This window comes from Actinomyces ihuae, assembly GCF_001457875.1.
In the GTDB taxonomy this organism is placed as follows: Bacteria; Actinomycetota; Actinomycetes; order Actinomycetales; family Actinomycetaceae; genus Pauljensenia; species Pauljensenia radingae_A.
In genome coordinates this window covers 390,769-412,400 of record NZ_CZPX01000004.1, presented here as the reverse complement: position 1 = coordinate 412,400, position 21,632 = coordinate 390,769, and the positions used below count along the sequence as shown (strand labels likewise).

The 21,632-nt window shown below is 57.7% G+C and carries 17 protein-coding genes and 1 pseudogene; 4 read left to right on the top strand and 14 right to left on the bottom strand.

Annotated elements, in window-relative coordinates; all coding sequences use genetic code 11:
- The first annotated feature begins 49 nt into the window (after positions 1-49).
- Entirely contained in the window at positions 50-853 is an 804-nt protein-coding gene (locus BN3002_RS03040) for a Cof-type HAD-IIB family hydrolase (protein WP_058236540.1), read from the top strand.
- Here the strand turns inward: BN3002_RS03040 and brnQ are convergent.
- Entirely contained in the window at positions 843-2,228 is a 1,386-nt protein-coding gene (gene brnQ / locus BN3002_RS03035) for a branched-chain amino acid transport system II carrier protein (protein ID WP_058236539.1), read from the bottom strand. The genes BN3002_RS03040 and brnQ overlap by 11 nt on opposite strands.
- A 14-nt stretch (positions 2,229-2,242) precedes the next feature.
- Positions 2,243-4,813, bottom strand: coding sequence for a GH116 family glycosyl hydrolase (locus BN3002_RS03030; RefSeq protein WP_058236538.1), 2,571 nt, complete (start codon positions 4,811-4,813; stop codon positions 2,243-2,245).
- Positions 4,814-4,943: 130 nt separating this feature from the next.
- On the opposite strand from BN3002_RS03030, the gene BN3002_RS03025 reads away from it, so the two are divergent.
- Positions 4,944-5,987, top strand: a complete 1,044-nt coding sequence (locus BN3002_RS03025; protein ID WP_082628506.1) for a LacI family DNA-binding transcriptional regulator — start codon at positions 4,944-4,946, stop codon at positions 5,985-5,987.
- Positions 5,988-6,042: 55 nt separating this feature from the next.
- Here BN3002_RS03025 and BN3002_RS03020 read toward each other — a convergent pair whose 3' ends face one another.
- The 3 genes from BN3002_RS03020 to BN3002_RS03010 form a co-directional block, all read right to left on the bottom strand.
- Entirely contained in the window at positions 6,043-6,906 is an 864-nt protein-coding gene (locus BN3002_RS03020; RefSeq protein ID WP_058236536.1) for a sugar phosphate isomerase/epimerase family protein, read from the bottom strand.
- Between the two features lie 38 nt (positions 6,907-6,944).
- A complete protein-coding gene (iolG, locus tag BN3002_RS03015; protein WP_058236535.1) occupies positions 6,945-7,934 on the bottom strand; it encodes an inositol 2-dehydrogenase in 990 nt (329 codons plus the stop codon).
- A gap of 155 nt (positions 7,935-8,089) precedes the next feature.
- Positions 8,090-8,830, bottom strand: coding sequence for a sulfite exporter TauE/SafE family protein (locus BN3002_RS03010; protein ID WP_058236534.1), 741 nt, complete (start codon positions 8,828-8,830; stop codon positions 8,090-8,092).
- 334 nt (positions 8,831-9,164) lie between these two features.
- Here BN3002_RS03010 and BN3002_RS03005 point away from each other — a divergent pair.
- Positions 9,165-10,849: pseudogene (locus BN3002_RS03005) on the top strand (MFS transporter).
- A gap of 64 nt (positions 10,850-10,913) precedes the next feature.
- On the opposite strand, the gene BN3002_RS03000 reads toward BN3002_RS03005, so the two are convergent.
- From BN3002_RS03000 to BN3002_RS02960, 9 genes are all read right to left on the bottom strand, one after another.
- On the bottom strand, positions 10,914-12,023 hold the full coding sequence (locus BN3002_RS03000) for a zinc-binding dehydrogenase (RefSeq protein WP_058236877.1): 1,110 nt from the start codon (positions 12,021-12,023) through the stop codon (positions 10,914-10,916).
- 255 nt (positions 12,024-12,278) lie between these two features.
- Entirely contained in the window at positions 12,279-13,241 is a 963-nt protein-coding gene (iolC, locus tag BN3002_RS02995; protein ID WP_058236533.1) for a 5-dehydro-2-deoxygluconokinase, read from the bottom strand.
- A 119-nt stretch (positions 13,242-13,360) separates the two neighbouring features.
- Positions 13,361-14,359: a sugar phosphate isomerase/epimerase family protein gene (locus tag BN3002_RS02990; RefSeq protein ID WP_058236532.1), complete on the bottom strand. Its 999-nt coding sequence runs from the start codon at positions 14,357-14,359 to the stop codon at positions 13,361-13,363.
- Between the two features lie 33 nt (positions 14,360-14,392).
- Positions 14,393-15,583 carry a Gfo/Idh/MocA family protein gene (locus BN3002_RS02985; protein WP_307781414.1) on the bottom strand — a complete coding sequence of 397 codons (1,191 nt, stop codon included), beginning with the start codon at positions 15,581-15,583 and terminating at the stop codon, positions 14,393-14,395.
- Between the two features lie 153 nt (positions 15,584-15,736).
- Entirely contained in the window at positions 15,737-16,702 is a 966-nt protein-coding gene (locus BN3002_RS02980) for a LacI family DNA-binding transcriptional regulator (protein ID WP_058236531.1), read from the bottom strand.
- Positions 16,699-17,688, bottom strand: coding sequence for a LacI family DNA-binding transcriptional regulator (locus BN3002_RS02975; protein ID WP_074026178.1), 990 nt, complete (start codon positions 17,686-17,688; stop codon positions 16,699-16,701). The genes BN3002_RS02980 and BN3002_RS02975 overlap by 4 nt, the downstream gene beginning before the upstream one ends.
- A gap of 37 nt (positions 17,689-17,725) precedes the next feature.
- Positions 17,726-18,598, bottom strand: a complete 873-nt coding sequence (locus BN3002_RS02970; protein WP_058236529.1) for a sugar phosphate isomerase/epimerase family protein — start codon at positions 18,596-18,598, stop codon at positions 17,726-17,728.
- A 184-nt stretch (positions 18,599-18,782) separates the two neighbouring features.
- Complete coding sequence (locus BN3002_RS02965) at positions 18,783-19,790, bottom strand: Gfo/Idh/MocA family protein (RefSeq protein WP_058236528.1); 1,008 nt, start codon at positions 19,788-19,790, stop codon at positions 18,783-18,785.
- 27 nt (positions 19,791-19,817) lie between these two features.
- A complete protein-coding gene (locus tag BN3002_RS02960; RefSeq protein ID WP_058236875.1) occupies positions 19,818-20,750 on the bottom strand; it encodes a TIM barrel protein in 933 nt (310 codons plus the stop codon).
- 637 nt (positions 20,751-21,387) lie between these two features.
- On the opposite strand from BN3002_RS02960, the gene BN3002_RS02955 reads away from it, so the two are divergent.
- Complete coding sequence (locus BN3002_RS02955; RefSeq protein ID WP_058236527.1) at positions 21,388-21,621, top strand: hypothetical protein; 234 nt, start codon at positions 21,388-21,390, stop codon at positions 21,619-21,621.
- Positions 21,622-21,632: the final 11 nt, after the last annotated feature.

Genomic DNA, 21,632 nt, shown 5'->3' with positions numbered 1-21,632 from the left:
GACCATTCTTCCACAGGTATGACACACTGCCTAATACGAAGGAGGTACCGTGGCTCGACTCGTTCTGATTGATCTTGACGGCACGCTGCTCACACGGACGCAGGACGTGCCACCATCTGCTCAAGCTGCCTGCCGCGAGGCACGCGAGGCCGGACATATTCTGGCCATGTGCACCGGCCGATCCACTCCAGAAATCTACCCGTGGCTGTGGGATCTGGGCTTTTCCGCAGTAATCGGCGGATCAGGTGCCTACGTTGAGGTCGATGGTCAGGTGATCCGAGATGAACGCATCGACCGTGCGGACATTGAATCAGTCAACAAGGTGCTGAGCCGCAATGAGTGTTTGTGGGTGTGGCAAAGTTCCGAGGCCATGCATCCGTCTGCCGACTATTTGTCAGTTTTCCCCGGCAAAGATCCCGACTGGGTGCCGTATATGCGCCAGATCGAACCGTACCTGCGCTCCGGGATACCCGATTCGGCCTCGAAATGTGCGTTCCTGGCACCTCGCGCCGGAATATTTGAGGCGATGAGCAGCCAGCTGGATGAGCGTTTCGACATCATCGGTGGATCGGTGGGTACGGCCGATGCGCGCGTCGGTGAAATCCTCAAAGCACAGTGTCACAAACTGACGGGCGCCCATGTGCTGTGTGGTCACCTTGGAATCAGCATCAGTGACGTTGTAGGAATCGGTGACTCCCCCAATGACCGTGAGCTTCTGGCGGGTGTGGGCACGAGTATCGCGATGGGCAATGGAAGCGAAGACGTCAAGGCGATCGCCTCGTGGGTGACCTCCCCCGTTGACGAGGATGGTCTGGCGCGCGCTTTTGAGTACGCCGGATTGATTACGCGGTAGTTCCCGTTTCGGGCAGGTCATGCAGCAGTGTTGACCGGCGGGCAATCTCCGAGGGGCTCTGAATTGGCAGTCCTCGGATTTTGTCGATCACGATGCAGATAGCAGCCAGGATGGCAACTGGCAGGATCCATGACAGTCCTTGACCATACAGCGGCAGCTTCATGATGGCGGGGATCGCCCGACCAATTTCAATGTCGAAGGAACGCAGAAGGTCGTTGAGTGCGAAAACCGCCGCGAGCGCAACCGGCAGGCGATAGGCCCACACCAGGCGGAAACGCAGTGCGGCCTGGATCAGCGTGAGGAAAATCAGCGTAACGGCTACGGGGTAGAGGAGCGCGTTGAGAGGAGCCGCAATGTCGAGGATGACGGTCAGGCCCAGGTTCGCCATCAGTGCGCCGATGATGGTGAAGATGATGCTCCACCCTCGGTAGTCAACAGCAGGGATCAGGGTCGCGAAATAGGAGGCGGTCGAGGTGATCAGGCCAACCGCCGTCGTCAGACATGCCAGAAGGACGATTCCGGAAAACACCCACGATCCTGCTGATCCGAGGGCGACGTGCGAAGCGTAGGCAAGCAGTTCTGCACCGTTGTTGAATTGCTGGCCAACGGAGCGACCCAGATGCCCCAGCCCCAGGTAGACAAGTCCCAGCAGTACTGCCCCGACCACACCTGACATGATGCAGGCGATGACGGAGGGGCGCCCCGCGGGTACTCCACGCGAGTACAGCGACAGCAGGACAACAATCCCGAAGACCAGTGCAGCCAGCGAATCCATCGTCAGGTAGCCCTCCAGGATGCCGGACGTGAAAGGCGAGGACGCGTATTCCTCGCTCGGCGCACTGGGAGCAGCGCTCAGGCGCGCGGATCCCACGATCACCAGGATGACGATCAATGTCAGAAGGGCAGGAGTCAGATACTTGCCCAGCGCGTCGACGATGCCGGCGCGGCGCAGTGACAGCCATAGGCTCAGAGCAAAGAACGCCACGACGAACAGGAGCAGCGCCACTGTGCCCGATATTCCGGTTGGCCCGACAAACCCCATTTCGTACGCAACGTTCGCAGTACGCGGGATCGCGTAGAACGCGCCGATCGACAGGTAGATCAGTGCCGGGAAGATCATCGCGAAAACCTTGCCGGTTCGCTTGGCAATATCTCCCAGCCCGGCGCCAGACACTGCCACCGCAATAATCGCCAGCATCGGCAGAACCACACCGGTTGACAGGAAACCAAGGATCGCCGGCCAGTAGTTCGTTCCAGCCTGCTGTCCCAGTTGTGGAGGGAAGACCAGGTTTCCCGCTCCGAAGAACATGGAGAACAGCATCAACCCCACGACAATGATGGTGGTCGGGATTCCTGCACGCTTCGCAGATGTCACTGGGCGCCTTTCGATCAACTTTCCTGTGCTGCAGACAGTTTAGCGCTCTCTCCAGCTGAGATGTTCACTCCTTCCGGCGCCACGAGGGTATCTGCCACGGTCACGGTCGTGGCATCGATGGTGCCGTACAGGCAGGTCAGTGTGAGGCCTCCCTCGTCGCGCGTCAGCGTGCCCCAACCGGTGCCCGTCATCACGACGAGGCTGCGGCGCGGCTCGCGGGCAATCCTCAGTTCGCCGGTGAACTGGTTCCACGTGATCCCTGTGAGCTCATCGAAGACGCTCCAACCGGACAGCGCGCGCGTGTAGTGGTCACCGCATTCGATTTCGTTGTACGGATTGCGTGTCGTGCCGTCGTAACGCGCCCACAGTCCGTGCAGGACCGCATAGCCTTCGTCGGTGAGCCCTTCGTGCAGGCAGTGTGCCGCCACCTGATATTCGATGCCCGTCCACACTTCGTCGCAGTATCGTGTGGGCACATCGGGTCGCCCACCGGTCGGCCATGAGCACATCAGCAGACCCGTTTCCTTGCCGGTAGCGAATGAGCGGTAGGGGTGCTCGAAGTCGTCAAAACCGGTGCGTAGGTTCAGGCGTACAACATTCTTCAGCGCCGTCACCACGTGGTCGCGTGGCAGCAGGTATCCCAGGTCAAGCTGGTGCGCCCACCATTGGCCGATGAGCTGGTCAGACAGGCACCCGTCCTTCCACTGGAAGTCGTCGCGATCCCCTTCTTCGAGGACCTGGCGGTAGTACTCGCCGGTGAACAGCGCCTCATCGTAGGCACGTGAGGATGCCTCGAAGCGTTCGCGGTAGTGGCTGGCGCGCTCATCGTCGCCCAGAAGTTTGGAAATCTCTTCCATCGCGCGCAGTGCTGCCAGCCAGTACGTTCCCATGTAGGAGTTAATGCCACACAGGTCAATGTCGTGCGTGGAGGGCTGAATGCCGTGGAGCAGTCCGGTTGAGTCGGGGTCCCATGTGTTTTCGATGTAGTCCATCAGCCGCACCAGGTTCGGCCAGTACTGCTCCAGCCATGCGCTGCCCGCCTGGTAGCGGGCTTCGCGGTAGGTGCGCAGAACGATTGACAGCATTCCGTCAAGCGCCGGATCGCCCGGTCCTCCGATTTCCCGATCCCAGATCTGTGGCGTCTCCAGTGGCAGCAGGACGCGGTGCGGGATGAATCCTTCGGGTGCCTGCGTGATGGTGAACTCTGTTTCGCGCATGGAGCGTTCCATGCGTGGGAAGAGCTTGGCTGTGGCTTGCGCGTAGGCGTGCACGTGCGTGCAATTGAGCGGACATGACCCGCCGACGAATCCAGCCCACATCGGCGTGGATGCGCCCAGGACTCCCTCGAAGGCGAATGTGCGGTCATCAGCACTTTGGAAGTAGCTCGGGGAGCGCACAATTGCGGCCTGTGTGAGCATCCGATCTGCGACTTCGCCGCCCGGTTCGTCGGCCAGGTCAGAGTTCGTCATGGCATCCACCCATGCGCGTGAGTGGTGTTCGAGGGTGTCCCAGTTTTCGTGTACGTACGCGGTGACCTGTGAGGCATCCGACCAGCGTGTGGTGTAGCGGTTTCCCAGCCAGTGTGTGGCCGGAGCGTAGGTGGGTTGTACGCCTCCAAATTGAACGAAGTTGACGTATCTGTTCGGGAAGTGCCATGTGATCGCGACGCGCACTGTGGTGGTTTCACCCGGTTCAAGGAAGAACTGCGAGACCACTCCCCCGTTCCATGTTGATCCTGACGGGCTGGGCATGGGACGCGCTGTGATGCCGTTGGGCTGCGGGTCAGGCAGGTCATCTGGAACACCGTTCCATTCGTCGGGGCCCACCGGCTGGCGTGTCGCCATGAAGTCCATGAACTGCGCCGGATCAGTCCACTGAGGAAGGGAGCTGACGCGCGTGCCTGACACGCTCAGGCTCATGGTGCCTGCGCCGGGATCGCGCGGGGCGGATTCGTTTAAGGAGGGGTTGGTCATGGTGAGTTCGGTCCAACCGTCTGCGCGGTGGACGGTGTTGACGTTGCCGCCGTATCGCGGTGAGTGGACGCCTACCGGGTTGGTCATGCCGTCATGACCGATGGCGTTCTGCAGACCTGCGCCGAGCCAGCCGTTGAGCCCGGTCTTGGGGTCAGTGTTCGTGAAGGTGAAGGTGAAAAGGGCGGCAGGTAGTGCGGAGTCATCTTCGTTCAGCGGGATGAGCGGGGTGAATGCGTCGAGCGTGACTTTCACCGGCAGTGTGTCGTCATCGAATGTCACGGTGCCAAATGGATAGTGTCCTTCGAAGGAGGCACTGGCCATCGGTGAGAAGTCCTCGAGCAGGTCGCGCTGCCAAGTCGGTACGTCATCATCGTTGACCAGGACTGTTGGTTCGTGCGGCTCACCTGGTTGGGCGATCAGGACACACTGTTCGTTGAAAGGCGGCTCCCACTGACTGATGCGTAGGGCAAAGAATGATCCGGGTAGCGTTCCCGTGTGATTTCCGATGTTGTGCAGCTGCCATTGTTTGAGTGATCCGTCCGCAGCGAGCGCCAGGTTTCCCGTTCCGATCCCGCCGAGGGGCAGAGCAGTGAATGGATGTGGGGTGGTCATCGTCGGCCTTTCATGCAATCGATTACATTTTAGGCTAATATTGCTGACAGTCCACGTCAAGACGGGTCTGCAGTGGCGCAGTCATTACACTTGACAGCAACACTGGTTGGCATTTTGCGGAAAAGACACTATGAAAAGAAAACATCAATCCATCGATGCTCCCCAACGCGTGCGCATGATCGATGTCGCTCGCGCCGCAGGGGTGTCAACGGCGACCGTCTCACGCGTGTTGAGCAATGCAGGCACCGTTAAGCCTGACCTCGCTGAACGGGTGATGGAAGCTGTCAGGCGCACGCATTATGTCCCCGATTCAACAGGTCGCGCCCTGCGCCGCCAGCGCTCGGATGTGTGGGCTGTCATCGTGTCGGATATTCAGAACCCGTACTTTTCGCGACTGGTCGCCTCCATTGAGCAGATCGCCACCGCCAACGGCCTGTCGATCGTGTTGTGTAATACGGGTGAAGATCTGGACCGCGAGCGCCGCTTTATTGCCAATGCCATTTCACAGCGCATGTGCGGAGTGATCCTGACCGCGGCGTCGGAAGCTGATGAGAACGTTGAGCTGCTGACCCGGGCCCGCATTGCCACCGTCGTCGTTGACCGGCGTGTCGGATCGTACGAGGGTGACTCGGTGCTCTTGAATAACGTTCTTGTCGGCCGGTTGGCTGCGAATCATCTGATTGAACGCGGCCACCAGCGTGTTCTGTGTTTGTTTGGTCCGTCTGCAGCTTCCACCACGTTTGACCGCTATCTGGGTTTCCAGGCCGCATGGACGGAGGCGCATCGCGATCGTCATGGTTTGCAGCTGGTGGAGACGAATATTCACGCCGGAGGAGCCCGCCAGGCGACCGCGTCCGCTTTGGCTCGAGCCCACCCGCCGACCGCTATCTACGCGGCGAACGCCGTGCTGTCGATGGGTGTGTATCGGGCGGTGCAGGAAAGTGGGCGGCGCATGCCCGAGGATGTGTCACTGATCGGCACCGATGATGCTGACTGGACGACAATGGTGTCACCTCAGGTGACTTTGATTTCGCAGCCCGTGGAGGAAATGGGGACGCGCGCGGCGTCGATTTTGCTGGAGCGGATGGAGGATCCGGACGGGGAGCCACACCATGTGGTCGTGTCGCCATCTCTGATCGAAAGGGAGACGACAGGCGCAACCATCGCGCCTTAGACGCTCATGAGGCGCCTCGCCAGACAGCGCGAGACGCCTCATGAATAGACTCGTCTTACTTGTCGAGAGTCTTGAGTGCTTCCAGCGACTTCTCGACATCAACGACGGGACCGCCGTTTGCCGGTGGTTCCTCATCGATCATGATGTCCTGCTCCAGGACGTAGTATCCGTCAAATCCGGCTTCGTCGAGTTTGTTGACGATCTCGGCGAAATCGATGTCGCCCTCGCCAATGGGTGCGAACATGCCGGCCTTGACGCCTTCGCTCCATGTGAGTTCGCCGGGCAGAAGCTTGTCGGTCATTTCCTTGTGGATGTCCTTGGCGTGGACGATGTCGACGCGGTCGGCGTACTTGTTGACCAGTTCGACTACGTCTGCGCCACCGCAGGCGAGGTGGCCGGTATCCAGGCACAGGCCGACCTTCGAGTTGTCCAGGACGCGCTCGACTTCGTCAACGTTTTGCACCATGGTGCCCCAGTGCGGGTGCAGGCACGCGATCACGTTGCGCTCGGCGCATGCGGCTGAGATACGGTCAAGGTTGGTGAACAGTGTTTCCCAGCCCTTTTCGTCCAGGACTGGACGCTCGTCATAGCCTTCAACGCCGGAGTCAGCTGCGAGGATCAAGTATTTGCCGCCTGCGACCTCGAACGCATCGAGTTCTTTCTGGACGGCGGGAATCGGGTCGGTTTCAGGGTCATGCATGATGGCCAGGAAGAATGCACCGACGACGTCGAGTTCGTATTTGGCGACCTCGGTGGCGCGGGCTTCTGCTTCGAGCGGCAGCCATCCCTGGGGGCCGAATTCTGTGGCGGTCAGACCGATCTGCTTCATTTCCGTTAGGACGCGCTCCGGGCTCATCTGGTATCCCCAGCCTGGAACTTCACATACACCCCAGCTGATCGGGGCTCCTGCAATTTTCATCGTGTCAACCTTTCATGTCGTGTGGATATGCGGGCGATTCAGGACAATGTAATGGATGTGCCGGTCAGAGCGGATTCCTGTGCTGCTTCAGCGATTTGCAGCGCCTTGATCCCATCGGTGACGTTCGGGGTCGGTGTCTGGCCGTGTGCAATCGCGTCGAGGAAGGTGTTGAGCTCATTGCTGTATGCCTGGGCGTAGCGTTCCAGGAAGAAGTTGAGGTAAGGCTCTTTCGATGCGGAGAAGTTCGAAGTGGACAGCTCAACGGTTGTGGCGCGCACATTGTCGGCATTGAGCACACCGTCGGCACCGAAGACTTCCAGGCGCTGGTCATATCCGGGGGCGCAGTGGCGCGAGTTGATGATGGTCGCGACAACGCCGTTGGCGTTGCGCAGCAGGATCATTGTTGCGTCGAAGTCGTTGGCTTTCTTGATCTCCGGGTCGAAGTTCTGGCCGTAGGCGAATACCTCGACAATGTCGCCGAGGAAGAAGCGCGCCATATCGAAGTCGTGGATCGTCATGTCCTTGAAGATGCCGCCTGAGGTGGCCACGTACTGCGGGCTGGGAGCTTCGGGGTCACGCGAGGTGATGGTCACCTGCTCAACCTGGCCGATCTCACCCCGATCGACGAGGGCTTTGATCGCGGCGAAGGACGGGTCGAAGCGGCGGTTGAATCCGAGCATGATGGTCGGGTTGAGGCCTTCGAGGTCCTTCTCGAGCTGCTTAGCTGCCTCGTAATCCAGGGCGATCGGCTTTTCGCACAGTGCGGGCAGGCCGGCTTTGGCGGCGGCAATGATGTGCTGTGGGTGCTGCGGTGTCGGGGAGCAGATGACGACTGCGTCTAGGTTGTCGAGGGCGAACAGGTCCTGCGCGTCGGACAGAACCGTTGCGCCGAATCGCCCACCCAGTTCCTGCGCTGCCGGCTGATACGGATCAGCAATTGCCACAAGCTGTGCGTTGGGGTTGGCAGCGATGGTGTTGGCATGCACGTGTGCGATGCGTCCCGCACCGATGAGACCAATATTGACCATAATAAGACCTTCCTTATTGTCATGAACAACCGGCGTTGGCTATCCCGTTGTGCCTCTATCCCACGATCCTATCACGGCTTGTTCTGACATTAAACCCCGATTCGGCGTCTTTCGGCACCGAATCGACGACAGATGACAGGTCTTTGCGAGATCCTCTACACAAGTAGATATGCCGCAGAAGCAATAGTTAGGACAATAACAATGGCGTTGAAGACATTTTGATTGATCCTGTTGGCGACCAGCTTGCCAACGGCACAGCTCGCAATGACGACGGGAGCCAGAATCAGCGCTATTGTCACAACCTCACGCGTTACCAGGCCTATTCCTGCTGAAAACGGCAGCTTGACAAGGTTAATGAGAAAGAAAAACCACGCCTGGGTTCCCAGGAACCTCTGAACATCAAAACCGGAGGCTAAAAAGTACATCGACATGACGGGCCCACCCGAGTTCGCGGACATCGTCGTGAAACCACCTAACGCGCCATAGATTCCGCGCACGCCGCTTCGTGCGACCGCTTTCTTCATCTTCTCCCCATAGGCGTGCATGAGCGCGAGCGTGAGGAATGTCAGTGCCAGGACAATAATTCCGATGGAGCGACGCACAACCGTGTCGGAGGCGAAGTACAGGAATGCCGCACCACAAGCCACACCGATGATGACAGATGGGATCAGCCGAAAAAGGGTTCGCCAGTCACATGTCTTGAAGTACACCCACACCGCGATTATGTCCCCTACCAGCAACAGAATCAGCAGGACGGCCGTCGATTCCCTTGCCGGTAATACTGCCGCAAACATTGCAACAGCCACGCTGACCACTCCAGGCAGAGCAGTCTTACCCAGACCTACAAATATCGACGCGATCGCTAGGACGATCCACGCTCCCGCTGACAGATCCAACTGACTTCACCTCCCTACATCGCTTTGTCCTCACAAATAATGGTAGATCTTACATGCGAGTACACACCTCTTCGTCGCAGGCAATCTATCACCTCTGAGACCAATTCACACAAACCCCTTTGTTTCTTCAAGCATTTGTGACGACATTAGTGTGCGAATACGATCTTTTGCAGAACTTTCTGCCGCCAAAACCTCCAGATATCATGACAAGACTGTTACGAAGCTTACAAGAGTGTGCTACTCTCATTCCTATCGGGTATTAACGCGCGTTAACATAGATGTTGTACTTCGCACAATATTCGAGAATGCGACTCACAACGAAGAGAGTGGATACATGACTAATCAATCGCCTCAGCTTTCGCCTCGTGAGATCGAGGACCTTGTCGAGAAAACTCCAGCATCAGGTAAACACCGCGGTATAGGCGCGTTGCAGCCGTAGCGACCATTGGTTCGTTCCTGTTCGGCTACGACACGGGAGTGATTTCCGGAGCTCTCCCCTACATGCATTTGCCGTGGGATGCAGGCGGAATGCACCTGAACACCATCCAGGAGGGATGGATCGGCGGGACCCTCCTCATCGGTGCGGCAATTGGTGCACTGTTGGGCGGACGACTTTCTGACCGATTCGGACGCCGTCACAACATCATGCTGCTCGCCGCTCTTTTCTTGGCAGGCGCTTTAATGGTCACCCTCGCTCCCAGCCTGTGGTTCATGTACGTGTCCAGATTTATCCTTGGCCTGGCCGTCGGAGGGACATCAGCAACCGTACCGGTATATCTTGCTGAGACGGCTCCCAGAAGAATTCGTGGAACAATCGTCGCAATTGACCAATTGATGATCGTAACTGGTCAGCTCGCTGCGTTCGCATTCAACGCCGTCATCAATCAGGTTCTCGGCGGCCCAAAGCTGACGGTGCAGGCCGATCCGCTTGGCTGCATCGAGCCCGGAACATACAACTGGCAGGACATCTCCTCGTGGATCTACCTCAAGGAACAGGTCAGTGCTAGCTGTACTCTCAACGCTCAGTCAGACCTGATTGCGTGGGCAGATTCGCTCACTCTCACGTCCGGAAACGGGTCCGGATGGCGCTTCATGATTGTTCTGTGCACGATACCCGCAATCGCCTTGTGGTTGGGTATGCGTCTGATGCCGGAGTCGCCGCGCTGGTACGCGGCAAATCAGCGGTACCTTGAAGCAACCGGTGCTCTTAAGCGGGTTCGTGATGATCGCGACGAGCCGCGTTCAAAGGAATTCACAGAAATGGTTTCCGCGACCGAGCGTGACGTCCATATAAAGAAGGGCACATGGAGTGAGATGATCCGGACCAAGTGGCTTCGACGCCTCCTGGCGATCGGCATCCTCATTGCAGTGGGCAACCAGCTCACCGGCGTCAACACCGTTATGTACTACGCGCCGAAGGTCCTCGAACTTGCCGGCATGTCAACAGCTGTAGCCATTACCGCCCAGGTTCTTAATGGAATCTTGTCTGTCGCCGGGTCATCGCTGGGCCTTTACCTGATCTATCGCTTCTCTCGTCGCGGACTGCTGGCGTGGAACGTGGCGGGCATCGCGGCTTCACTGCTCCTGATATCAATCCTGTTCGGCACGCTGATCGAACCTCATATTGAAGCTGGAACGCTGCCGGATCCCATCGCCGCCTACGGAGTTCTCGGGTGCATGGGAATCTTCATGCTCTTCGTCCAGTCCGGAAACAGTGTCGTGTGCTGGACCATGATGGGCGAGATGTTCCCCGCTCGTTTCCGCGGTCTCATGAATGGCACTGCCGTCTTCTGCCTGTGGGTGTCAAACGCAATCCTGACGACCACATTCCCCTGGCTCATGGCGAATCTCGGCGGAATGGTGACATATGCAGTGTTTGCGGGTATCAACGCTTTGGTTCTGCTCGGGCTCTACTTCTTCATGCCGGAAACGTCCGGCAAGTCGCTTGAAGAGATCGAAGAGGAAATGAAGGAAAACTATTCACAGAGCTGGCGTTACCGAACGGAGCGTACACGCTAAACCTGACGTTATACAGAAAGGCTGTGGGATCGAAATGATCCCACAGCCTTTTCGATGTCTGGTGTCACAACGACATGTCGACCACTGCACGACCCTGAATGTTGCCGACAGCCAATTCGTCATAGCCCTTGCCTGCATCTTCGAGCGAGAAACGCCTGGTGACGATCTGCGAGTAGTTGATGTAGCCGTTGGCGGCCATCTCGACAACCTTGGGCAGATCAACTCGTGTACGTGCACCATAGGAGCCGAGAATAGACTGTCCGCGGCGCACCGTGCGGTTGATTTCAACGCCCGCGGTCTGCACACCGGCGCCCAGCCCAATCGGCACCATCCGCCCACCATCTGACAGAGCATTCAGTGCGGACTCCCATGTTTCGGGACGTCCCAGTGCCTCGAATGCAACGTCGACGCCCTTGCCGTCGGTGAGTGCGAAGACTGCGTCGTGAACATCTTCCTTGGTGGAATTCACAACGTCCGTGGCACCCAGTTGCCTGGCCGCTTCGAGCTTGTCGTCGGCCACGTCAATCGCGATGATCTTGCTGGCGCCGAATGCCTTAGCGATCTGGATGATGTTGGAGCCAACGCCTCCGGTCGCCACGACGGCAACAGTTTCACCAAAGCGCAGGTCTGCTCCGCGGCGCACCGCACCGTAGGCCGTCATCGCCGCGCACCCCAGAATCGCGCCTGGGACAAGGTCAACGTCGTTAGGCAGAACGGCAATCGATGTCGACGGAATGACGCAGTACTGAGCCAGCGCGCCCATCGAGTACATGGCGATTTCCTCGCCGTCGGTGCCGAACAGTCGAGTCTGACCGTCGTAGAGTTTTCCTTCCAAACGGTTGAGGTTAAAGAACGTGTCGCACAGGTCATCACGGCCTTCTGCACAGTGATCGCACTGGCCGCACGGCATCAGGAATGCTCCGGCGACCTTTTGCCCCACTTCCAGGTCAGTGTGGTCGTTGTCGGGGCCTACCTCAACAATTTCTCCGGTCACTTCGTGGCCGAGTACGCACGGGTACGGGAAGGCGATTTTGCCGTGAATAACATGCAGATCGGAATGACACATGCCACATGCTGCGACCTTGATCAGAACTTCTCGGCTCCGTGGTTTAGGCGTCTTGATCGTTTCTATCTGCATGCCTTTGGCAGGGTCACGCAGTACCGCAGCCTTCATCGTTTCTGGAATTGCCTCTGACATTTTTCCTCCATTGGATTCAGACACTTCTCACTGCCGACGCACCGGATTGTGCTTTCCGGACCGTACATCAATTCTATCCTCATTTGTAACATTTGTAAATGGAATTGAACGTACAAACTATCGATTACCGAGGGAGTCTACCGATCCGCTGTTCGGAGGACATACGAAACGGCGGGCCAGAGCCGAAGCAAATCGGCCGCTAGCCCACCGTCTCATATTGACTGAGTTGAGTCAGTTGTCTTCGTTCAGAACGTCACACGTTCCTGCGTTGACTGCCTTCCAGATTTCTTCTTCGGTCGGCATTGCCGTGGAGCATTCCAGACGCGCTGCCACGATCGCACCGGCACCGTTGCAGCCCTGAATGATCTTCTCCAAATCCCAGCCCTGCAGCAGACCGTGCACCAGCGAGCCGCCAAATGCGTCACCAGCACCTGCGCCATTCATGGGCACGCACGGCAGTTCAGGCACAACCAGGCGCTCGTCGGCCGTCTTGGCCAGTGCGCCATCACGTCCCTGCTTGACGATGGCGATCTTAACGCCGCGTTCCAAGAGTGCATCTGCAGCACGCTCGGGGTCCTTCTCCCCTACTGCAATTTCGCATTCGGTGCGGTTACCCACTGCCACATCGGTGTATTCGAGACACTCGGCGTAACGCTGTCTAGCGAGTTCAATGTCGTCCCAGAAGATGGGCCGCCAGTCCATATCGAAAATTGTGTATGGCTTGTGGCCGCGCATCTTCAGTGCGTCAATGTGCGTGGTGTAGGAAGGATCCTCCGACAGGCCGGTGCCGCTGAACCAGAAGATCTTGCAGTTCTTCACGGTCTCCTCGGGCAGATCGGAAGTCTTGATCTGCAGGTCCGGAGCCGACGGCTCACGGTAGAAGAAGAATGGCGCGTCGGGAACCAGCTCACAGAAGGTCACCGGCGTGTTCAGGTTAGGATCAGTGATGACGAATTCATCGCTGACGCCCAGACGACGCATTTCGTCGCGAACGTACTTTCCGAATGGATCGTCGCCCACACCTGTCAGGATTGCCGCATCTTCACCCAGTTTTGCCGCTGCCACCGCGACATTCATGGGCGATCCGCCGAGGAACTTTTGGAACGTCTTTACTTGATCAAGGGGCGTGTTCACCTGAAGGGGGTAAACATCCACGCCACTGCGGCCAACGGTTAGAACGTCGTGTACTGCCATGACCTTTCTCCTCACTTCGTCGTGCTATTCAGCTTGGACACTTCCAGTGTACGACAGAGCCGAGCATTTGTCACTACATTTAGTGACGATGCTCGGCTTTGTTCCGTGATCAGTCAGTCTCACAGGCCCTTGGCGGCCTCGATCAGCGTCTGGGCGCTCATCTCGAGTCCCTTGACCATGTCGTATTGGTTGTCCTCATGTTCGACGGAGACATTCATATCCGGGTTGATCGCGGCGACTGCCTGGCAGAACTGCGTCCAGAAGCTGACGTCATTGCCACCACCGAGGTAGACAAAGCGCCATGCCGGATCCTGTGGCCAGACCTGGCACCAGTGTGCCATTGCACTGGGGTAACGATCGTCCTCGTTTTCCGGCCAATGGCCGAATCCTGTATCCAAGACGCCCTTGGTTGCCACGCCAGACTCGATCTTCGTGTCCTTGGCATGGACGTGCAGGATGTGTTTGCCAAGAAGGTCGATACACGCGAGGATGTCCATCTGTTGCCACATCAGGTGGGAAGGATCCAAGTTCACACCAATGTTGCGCACACCTGTACGCTCGACGAAGTCGAGGAATCCGTGTGGGGTGAAGATCGTATTGTGTGGGTGAAGTTCCCAGGCGATCCTCACGCCTGCGTCACCAGCACGCTGATCCATCTCCTTCCAGTAGTCGGCAAGGACATCCAGCTGGTATTCCAACACCTCCCCATACACACCGTCCCACGGGTTGACCACCCACGAGGGATAGCGTGCACTGGAATCAGAGCCGGGTGCGCCCGACATTGTGACAACCTCGTTGACGCCGAGCAGACCAGCTAACTTGATGGCTCGCTTGAGGTCGTAGTCATGTTTGGGACCGACGTCGGGCAAAGGGTTGACGGGGTTACCGTTTGCATTGAGTCCGGCAAGTTTCATCTCCCTGTCAGCGAAGATGCCGAGGTATTCGTCGCGTGCCGTCTGCGAACTCAGAAGCAGATCCACATGCGCGTGCGGGCTGGGTACGAAGCCGCCGACGTTGACCTCGGCACCGTTCAATCCCATTGACTTGGCGATATCGAGTGCCTCTGCCAACGGGTAGGAGCCGAGGCACTGCGTGTAGAAGCTCAGTGTTAAAGACATGGTGTTCCTTCCGGTCGTTGAGAATTACTGTGACTATTTGATGTCGACGCTGGCGCCGCCATTCGCGGCAGATTCTGCGACAGCTGCCTGGATACGCATGGCGCGGTAGCCGTGGTCGAATCCGGGAACCTCGGGAAGTCCCTCGTCGATGCCGGCAACCTGGTCAAGGAATGCGCGTGCCTGGTAGGTGAACTGGTCGATCTGGGTGACACCGACGCCTGCGAACGCCATCGAGGAGCCATCCTTAAAGTACGGGAAGTCGGGTCCCACCAGTATGCGGCGCGATCCTGTCAGGCCGCGCGCTCCTGCGTTGTCAGCCAGCTTGATTTCTGCTGCGCGTGACATATCAAAGGCTGCCTTGGCTTTCGTGCCGCTGACTTCGAATTCAAGCTGGTTCGGATCGCCCACAGTGATGCGTGACACCGCCAGCGATCCGACCGCGCCGGATTCAAAGTGCGCGGTAAAGATGGCCGCATCGTCGTTTTCCACCTTTTCGGTTGCCTTCGCATCGGTGGAAATCCCTCGACCTCCGGACACACCCTGCACTGCCGGTGGACGCATGGTAATCGCAGTGGCGAATGCGGCACCCGAAACGGACTTGATCTGCCCGCATACAAATTCCGCGGTGTCGATCAGGTGTGACCCCACATCTCCGAGGGCGCCTGACCCCATCGGCCCCTTGTACCGCCATGCGATCGGGGTGTTCGGATCGGCTCCGTAGTCGCAGGTGTAGCGACCGGTGAAATGGACGATATCGCCCAGCGCTCCATCCTCGGCCAGTTTGGCAATTTCAGCGATGCCAGGCTGGCGACGGTATCCGAACCCAACGCCTGTAACGACGTCGGCCGCAGCAGCAGCTTCTGCCATTGCACGGGCATCGTCGAGGTTGTCCGTCAAGGGCTTCTCACACAGGACGTGCTTTCCGGCCTTGATCAGTTCCAGGGCGATTTCACGATGCAGTGCATTCGCGACAACGATCGAGACCACGTCGATTTCCGGGTCTTCTGCAATTTCGTGCCAGTCAGTGACGGTCTTGTCGTATCCGTATGCGCGTGCGGCATCTTGCGCGAATGGCTCATAGGCATCGCAGATTGCAGCATATCGAAGCTGCGGCAGCTTATGTGGATCGTAGATAGTCGTGGCCTGCCGCCACGCGTTGGCGTGCGTGCGACCAGCCATTCCTGCGCCGATAACAGCTACTGAAATTGTGTGACCATTCATCATGACTCCCTCGTCGATCATCTGTTGGTGAGTCACCGCCCCGAGCTACGCAAGCGGTGAATTAACGGCGCTATTCATACGCTAACGCGCGTTAACTACGAGTAATAGTATGGTTTGTTCTCACAACTGTCAAGGCGAATCGTAAAGTGAGTCGCACTACGGGCGGGCGAGGTTGCGTGAGGAGGCACGCACGATCAGACGCGGCTCAACGACGCGTTCGGTTCCGACCTGCCGGTTTGCCTCGATCAGGTCAAAACTCAGCTGCGCCTGCTGCGCCGGCTCCTGGTCGATCGAGGTGAGGAGGAACTGCGGATTCTCCGCCAGATAGGTGTTGTCGTAACTCATGACCGGGAAGTCAATACCCGGCCTGGCGCCAGATGCCTTCAGATACGCCACAACATCGATGGCCATCAGATCGTTTTGAACCAGATAACACGTCGCCTCGCGTGACGTCAGTTCTCCTAAACGCCCATCGCGGATCGTGTAGTGCTCCAGTTGCAGCCCAGCCGCATCTGTTTCCTGCTCGATGGCAGCAAGACGATAGCGTGTAGACGCATCGGTCTGATCATTTGTCACGTACACCACCTGCGTACAGCCGGTGTCGACCGCGTGGTGCGCAATCAGGCGCGCTGCTTTGAATTCATCAATATGAACCGTGCTGATGAGCTCATGCGTCAAGGGAACACCGGCGGCAACAACCGGGTAGCGTTCGGCAATCGACTGGTAGATCTGGGAGTCCTGATCGGGGGTGACCAGGATGATGCCACGCACACGTAACTGATCGAATTGGTCCAGCAACCGCTCCAGACGCCCCAGATGCCCGGCAGCTGTCGCGGCCAAGGTGAGCAAACCGCGCCGATCTGCTTCATTCTGGTAGGCGGAGACGAGCGATTCGAAATATGGGTTGCGCAAATTGGGCAGCACCACGCCCACCAGAGTGCTTCGAGCTGATGCCAGAGTCGCGGCCGTGAAGTTTCGGCTATAGCCCAGTTCTCGCGCGACTTTCTGGATTCTCTCCACGGTCTCTGGCGCTACGCGGCCAGAGCCTGACAGTGCGAGGGAGACCAGTCCGCGTGAAACGCCTGCCGCTTTGGCGACATCAGCTTGCCGAACCGGTTTCATGTGACTTCTCCCCTGCTTGTCGATGCACGCTTGACCAACTTGGTCGGCACTGCTATTTCCACGTCATCAGTCCGGCCTTCGCGGCGTTCCAATACCAGCCGAACAGCCAGCTTACTGAGCTGCTCAGCTTCCTGATCCACTGACGTCAATTCGGTTCCAGGGAAACGTGCCAAATATGTATTGTCGAATCCGGCCACACCAACATCCTGGCCGATCGTCAGCCCTGCCTGCAGCAGGACAGAGATGACGCGGAACGCCGTCATATCGTTGTGTGCAACGATTCCAAAGCCTGAGCCATACCGAGCGATGATGTCCTTTACGGTGGTGACGATGTCCTGATCTGAGACCACACGGGTCAGCACGTCCTGTCCGCGTGATGTCACGACTGACGCGTACCCCGCCTGCCTCAGTGAGGCCGTTTCACTCTCCATATCGATGTCGGTACAAATATGGATAACGGGTGCGTATCCCTCGTCCATCAGATCCCCGGTGACGAGGGCACTCCCGCCCTCGTCATCTGCGCGAACCAGATCGATACCGGCAGGCGCTGACGAGGCTGTGAGGATCACAGCGGGTGTTCCCCGTGTCAATGCGGCCAGTTCGTGAGCTTTATGGCGCGGCGACACGAGCAATAATCCGTCGACCCCGAAGTCAAGGAAGCGTTCGATCGCGGATTTTTCGCGTGCAGAATCGGAGGTGGCGATAAACAGCCCCAGGCGTTCAGCGTCGCACGCCTCGCGCGTTTGCTGAGCCAACACGGCATAAAACGGGTTGTTGAGGTTCGGGAGCAGCATTCCGATGACGCCGCTGGATGCTGTCGCCAAGGAGCGTGCTGTCGCATTGACGCGATATCCGCTCTTTTCTATCGCCTTGAGGACTGCCTGGCGTGACGAGGGCGCCACTCTCGGATCATCATTGACAACCAGCGAGACTGTCTGACGGGAAACCCCCGCCATGCGAGCAACATCTGTCTGTGTGATCCGCATGCGGGGGCCTTCCTGTGAGTCTGGACTGTCCTCCAGCTTATCGAGCATCCGGAAACTCGGAGCGCAGACGCTCCAAGACCCGCGTATTCATCTCATCGGCCCATTCATGCCACCCAAAGATGCACACGGAGAAGACTCCATCGAAGTTGACCTCGCGCAGTGCGTCGAACAGTTCGCTCCAGTTGACCTCGCCCTGGCCGATTTCATTGTGCTGGTGGACTCGGGCGTCAACACCGGGCGGGTTGACGATGTAGCGGTTACCGTCATTGGCCGCGCGGTTGTAGGCATCGGCCACGTGCACCTCGCGCAGCTTCGGTGCGCAGTGTTTGATCATCCGTTCGATGTCGCCCTTGCCTTCGGAGATATGGAATGTGTGAGGCCCGCAGTACTCGTAGCCGATCCAGTCCTTGTTGACGCCGCGGATGATGGAATAGGCCTCGTCGTGAGTTTCGACAAAATCGTAAGGGTGCGGCTCCATCGCCAGCTGGATGCCGTATTTTTCGAAGTCACCAGACAGCTCGTCAATCGACTTGTACCACTGGTGTTCACACTGGACGAGGGTGTTGGGGTTGCCGGAGAACTCGGAGACTATTTTGCGCACGTCCAGGCGGTCAGCAGCTTCGAGCAGGGAGCGCCAGTTGCGCACCTGCGCCTGACGTTCCTGTTCGTCAACAGATGACCAGTTAAAGACCGGGTTGAGAGTCTCGATCTTCACTCCCGTATCTTTTTCAGCTTTCTTGAGCTCGTCAATGAGGTCGTCATCCCACTTCGGATGGCGCTGCCAAAAGTGGAACTCTGTGTTGGGTGATAGCTCGACGTAGTTGAAACCAAGCTCACGAGCCTTATGCAGGGTCTGAGCCGTTGACATGGAGCGGTAATACATGTTCGGATCAAGTGCGATGTGAACCATTGCGTCCCTTTCGATGTGAAAAATGTGCGGTGTAAGGATCTGACTCCGTTTGTCGGTCCTGCATTAACGCGCGTTAAATCGATAGTTCCAATGTAGCTGTTTTACACACGAACTTCAATAGCGCGGCGAGTTAGCGAGGCGCTCCCAGGTATAAACAGATCCGGTGAGCGCCCCACTGTCTGTCTCAGGCGTAGAAATCAGGCTTGTCGATCATGCTGACTCGAACAACCTCCCCGCCCTTTTCCTGCGATTCCAGTGCTGCGTTGACAACGGCAGTTGCCGCGTACCCGTCCCACGCCGTCGATCCAGTGTGTTCATCGCGCGCTACTGCGTTGATCCACGCCTGTACTTCCGCGTTGAACGCTGTCTGGAAGCGATCAATGTGCGATCGACAGATCGGATTACGGTTGCCAGCCATGTCGCGGATGTGGATGCCCTCCTGATCTCCGAGGCGCACTGCCGCCGTCTCCAGGACGACTTCACACTCGATGGAGTATCCCCACTGCAGACTGACGTTAACTTCATCATCGAGGCGAATGCCGGTATCTGTGTACATGACCAACACGATGGGCTCATGCAGATCCTCGCGCGCCTTGGTGGTCTGACGTACCGGATCGACGCGAACCTCCACGATTTCTTCGCCCGTCATCCAGCGCATGGTGTCGATCTCGTGGATTGCCGTGTCATCGATGAGCATGCGCGATGAGTAGTTCTCTGGCACACTCGGGTTGCGATGCCTGTTGTGCACCATGAGGATCGGACCGTTTTCACCGGCATCGGCAATAGCCTTGATCGAATTGTAGGCAGGATCGAAGCGGCGCATGAATCCCACGGTAGTCAGGCGCTTACCTGCCTTCTGTTCGGCGTCCATAATGGCCAGACAGTCCTCGGTAGTCGTCGCCAGCGGTTTTTCACAGAGTACATATTTGCCAGCTTCGATCGCGTTGATCACGTCGGGGGCGTGCACACGGCCGAAGGTGGCAATCAGCACTGCATCAACATTCGGATCTGCAATCAGTTCCTGGCCTGACGCATACGCTGTCCCACCAACCGCATCTGCGACCTGCTGCGCGGCCTCCAGGTTGACATCTGCGGCTGCAACAATCTGCCCCCCTGACAAGTCATTGATGATGCGCTCGACATGGGCCCGCCCCATTCCGCCGCAACCAATCACACCGATTCGCACGGTCATCGTCTTCCTCCTATTTGTTCCGATTTGCTAGAGCGTGCCAAGGCCAATGGAGGCCAGATATTCGCGCGTCTTAATGGCATTGGGCAGCGGGAAATCAGGTGCACACGGGTACATGTCCTGCTCGCACACGCAGTAGATCTCTCGATCAAGTTCCGAGAGCGCGTCAATGAGCTGAACCATGTCGGGGGCGCCGGCAGGTGGACGCACTGCTGCTCCCTTCGCGACCGCCTCGCCAAATGGCCAATCCTTCTCATGGGCTTCACGTGCAATGTCCATGTCGAAGGACTTGATATGCACATAGGTAATGCGCTCGGGGTACTTCTTGATCATTTCGATCGGGTCGCCTCCGCCGTAGACGATGTGTCCGGTATCGAGGCAGAGGTTGACATACCGAGGATCGGTGGCATCGAATATGCGGTAGATCTCTTCGGGGGTCTCAATGTGGGAATCGCCGTGCGGATGCAGCACCATTTTCAGACCATAATCATCAAGCAGCAATTGTCCCAGCTTGTTGGCGTTTTCGATGTAGAGCTTCCAGGTGTCTGGATCCAGCACACGATCATCCGTCCATTCCCACGTCTTATCATCGCGGTACAGCGGAGGCAGGTGCACCATGTATTCGGCGCCCACCGCGGCAGCCGTTTCCGCCATCTCACGGAAATGGCGCTCAGTTTCTGGCCATGCTTCCTTCTTGTGCAGGATGCCCCACCCTGTACCTGAGACGACCTTGAAGCCAAATTCATCAGTCCACTTGGTCAGCTCCTTGGGATCAGTCGGGAAGTATCCCCACGGTCCGGTTTCAAGAATCTCAAAGCCTGCCTCGGCCATTTCCTTCATCGCCTGGCGTGGCTCGATCTGCTTGTCATCTTCGGCAAACCACACTCCCCACTGGTCGGGACACACCCCCACGACCAATTTGGAGTATTTCGGGTTTTCGGTGTTCCTGGATTTTCCGCTCATCATTGAACCTTTCTCTTCAGCGCACCTGCCTGAATGGGCTCACGTCGCTCTTCTTTCACCCTTTTGGCGCGCGCCAATAGTGTATCGCGCATCACTGACTTATTCAAGTGAAAGTCACACATTTGTCGCTACATTTCCCAAATCCCTCTATATCAGGCTATTTACCATCATGAAGGGCCTCAAATTTGGAGTAGTGCACCACAATTGACACTTTGTACTAGCAATCGCCAGATGTATACGTTACTGTAATGACCGTACGAGCGAGGTGAGCCTCCTCGGACACGCCATGCACTAGGTGGTGCGAATGCCCACCAAGGCATATCGCGCCCGAGTTGAAGGAGAAACGCTTTGCAGATGATGCAGGCTGAGGCGTATGCCCCAGCGATTTCACTCTCATTGCTCAGCCGCGACTGCTCCATATCCCACGGACAGCGCCATTCTTTCACGCCTGCACCTACTTGCTGCAGACGATCCTGAGACGAATTATCCGCGAGGCCTCGCACACTTTCTCAGATCATCCCACTGACTTCCATAAACAGAATCCGCTATGCCTGGAACCTCAGACGTGAGGGAAGAAACGACATTAATCACGAAAAAACGAGTCTGAGACGGCATATTCAGAAAGGAAAGTTCCACAATGACTGCACTCGTTGACACCAGCATGACCATGCCAGCAATCCGCGAGCAGGAGTACGCCCACAGCGGCACCTTTACAATTGTCCTGACGGTTCTGCTTGCTCTGGCCGCCGTCCTGGCAATCGCCGGCCTGTTCGTTAACCCAGCGCTGACCATCGCAACCGGTCTGGCCACCTCGATCCTGACACCAGTCGTGGTCGTCCGCCAGATCCTGAAAGCGGCTGACCAGATCTGATCTGGTCGCAC

Excerpts from the sequence above, each read along its gene's own strand:
- BN3002_RS03025 (WP_082628506.1), top strand. The coding sequence starts at position 4,944 with ATGAAAAGAAAACATCAATCCATCGATGCTCCCCAACGCGTGCGCATG.
- BN3002_RS02970 (WP_058236529.1), bottom strand. The coding sequence starts at position 18,598 with ATGGTTCACATCGCACTTGATCCGAACATGTATTACCGCTCCATGTCA.
- BN3002_RS02960 (WP_058236875.1), bottom strand. The coding sequence starts at position 20,750 with ATGAGCGGAAAATCCAGGAACACCGAAAACCCGAAATACTCCAAATTG.
- BN3002_RS02990 (WP_058236532.1), bottom strand. The coding sequence starts at position 14,359 with ATGTCTTTAACACTGAGCTTCTACACGCAGTGCCTCGGCTCCTACCCG.
- iolC (WP_058236533.1), bottom strand. The coding sequence starts at position 13,241 with ATGGCAGTACACGACGTTCTAACCGTTGGCCGCAGTGGCGTGGATGTT.
- BN3002_RS02975 (WP_074026178.1), bottom strand. The coding sequence starts at position 17,688 with ATGCGGATCACACAGACAGATGTTGCTCGCATGGCGGGGGTTTCCCGT.
- BN3002_RS02955 (WP_058236527.1), top strand. The coding sequence starts at position 21,388 with ATGACTGCACTCGTTGACACCAGCATGACCATGCCAGCAATCCGCGAG.
- BN3002_RS03020 (WP_058236536.1), bottom strand. The coding sequence starts at position 6,906 with ATGAAAATTGCAGGAGCCCCGATCAGCTGGGGTGTATGTGAAGTTCCA.
- BN3002_RS03000 (WP_058236877.1), bottom strand. The coding sequence starts at position 12,023 with ATGAAGGCTGCGGTACTGCGTGACCCTGCCAAAGGCATGCAGATAGAA.
- BN3002_RS02985 (WP_307781414.1), bottom strand. The coding sequence starts at position 15,583 with ATGATGAATGGTCACACAATTTCAGTAGCTGTTATCGGCGCAGGAATG.
- BN3002_RS03030 (WP_058236538.1), bottom strand. The coding sequence starts at position 4,813 with ATGACCACCCCACATCCATTCACTGCTCTGCCCCTCGGCGGGATCGGA.
- BN3002_RS02980 (WP_058236531.1), bottom strand. The coding sequence starts at position 16,702 with ATGAAACCGGTTCGGCAAGCTGATGTCGCCAAAGCGGCAGGCGTTTCA.
- BN3002_RS02965 (WP_058236528.1), bottom strand. The coding sequence starts at position 19,790 with ATGACCGTGCGAATCGGTGTGATTGGTTGCGGCGGAATGGGGCGGGCC.
- iolG (WP_058236535.1), bottom strand. The coding sequence starts at position 7,934 with ATGGTCAATATTGGTCTCATCGGTGCGGGACGCATCGCACACGTGCAT.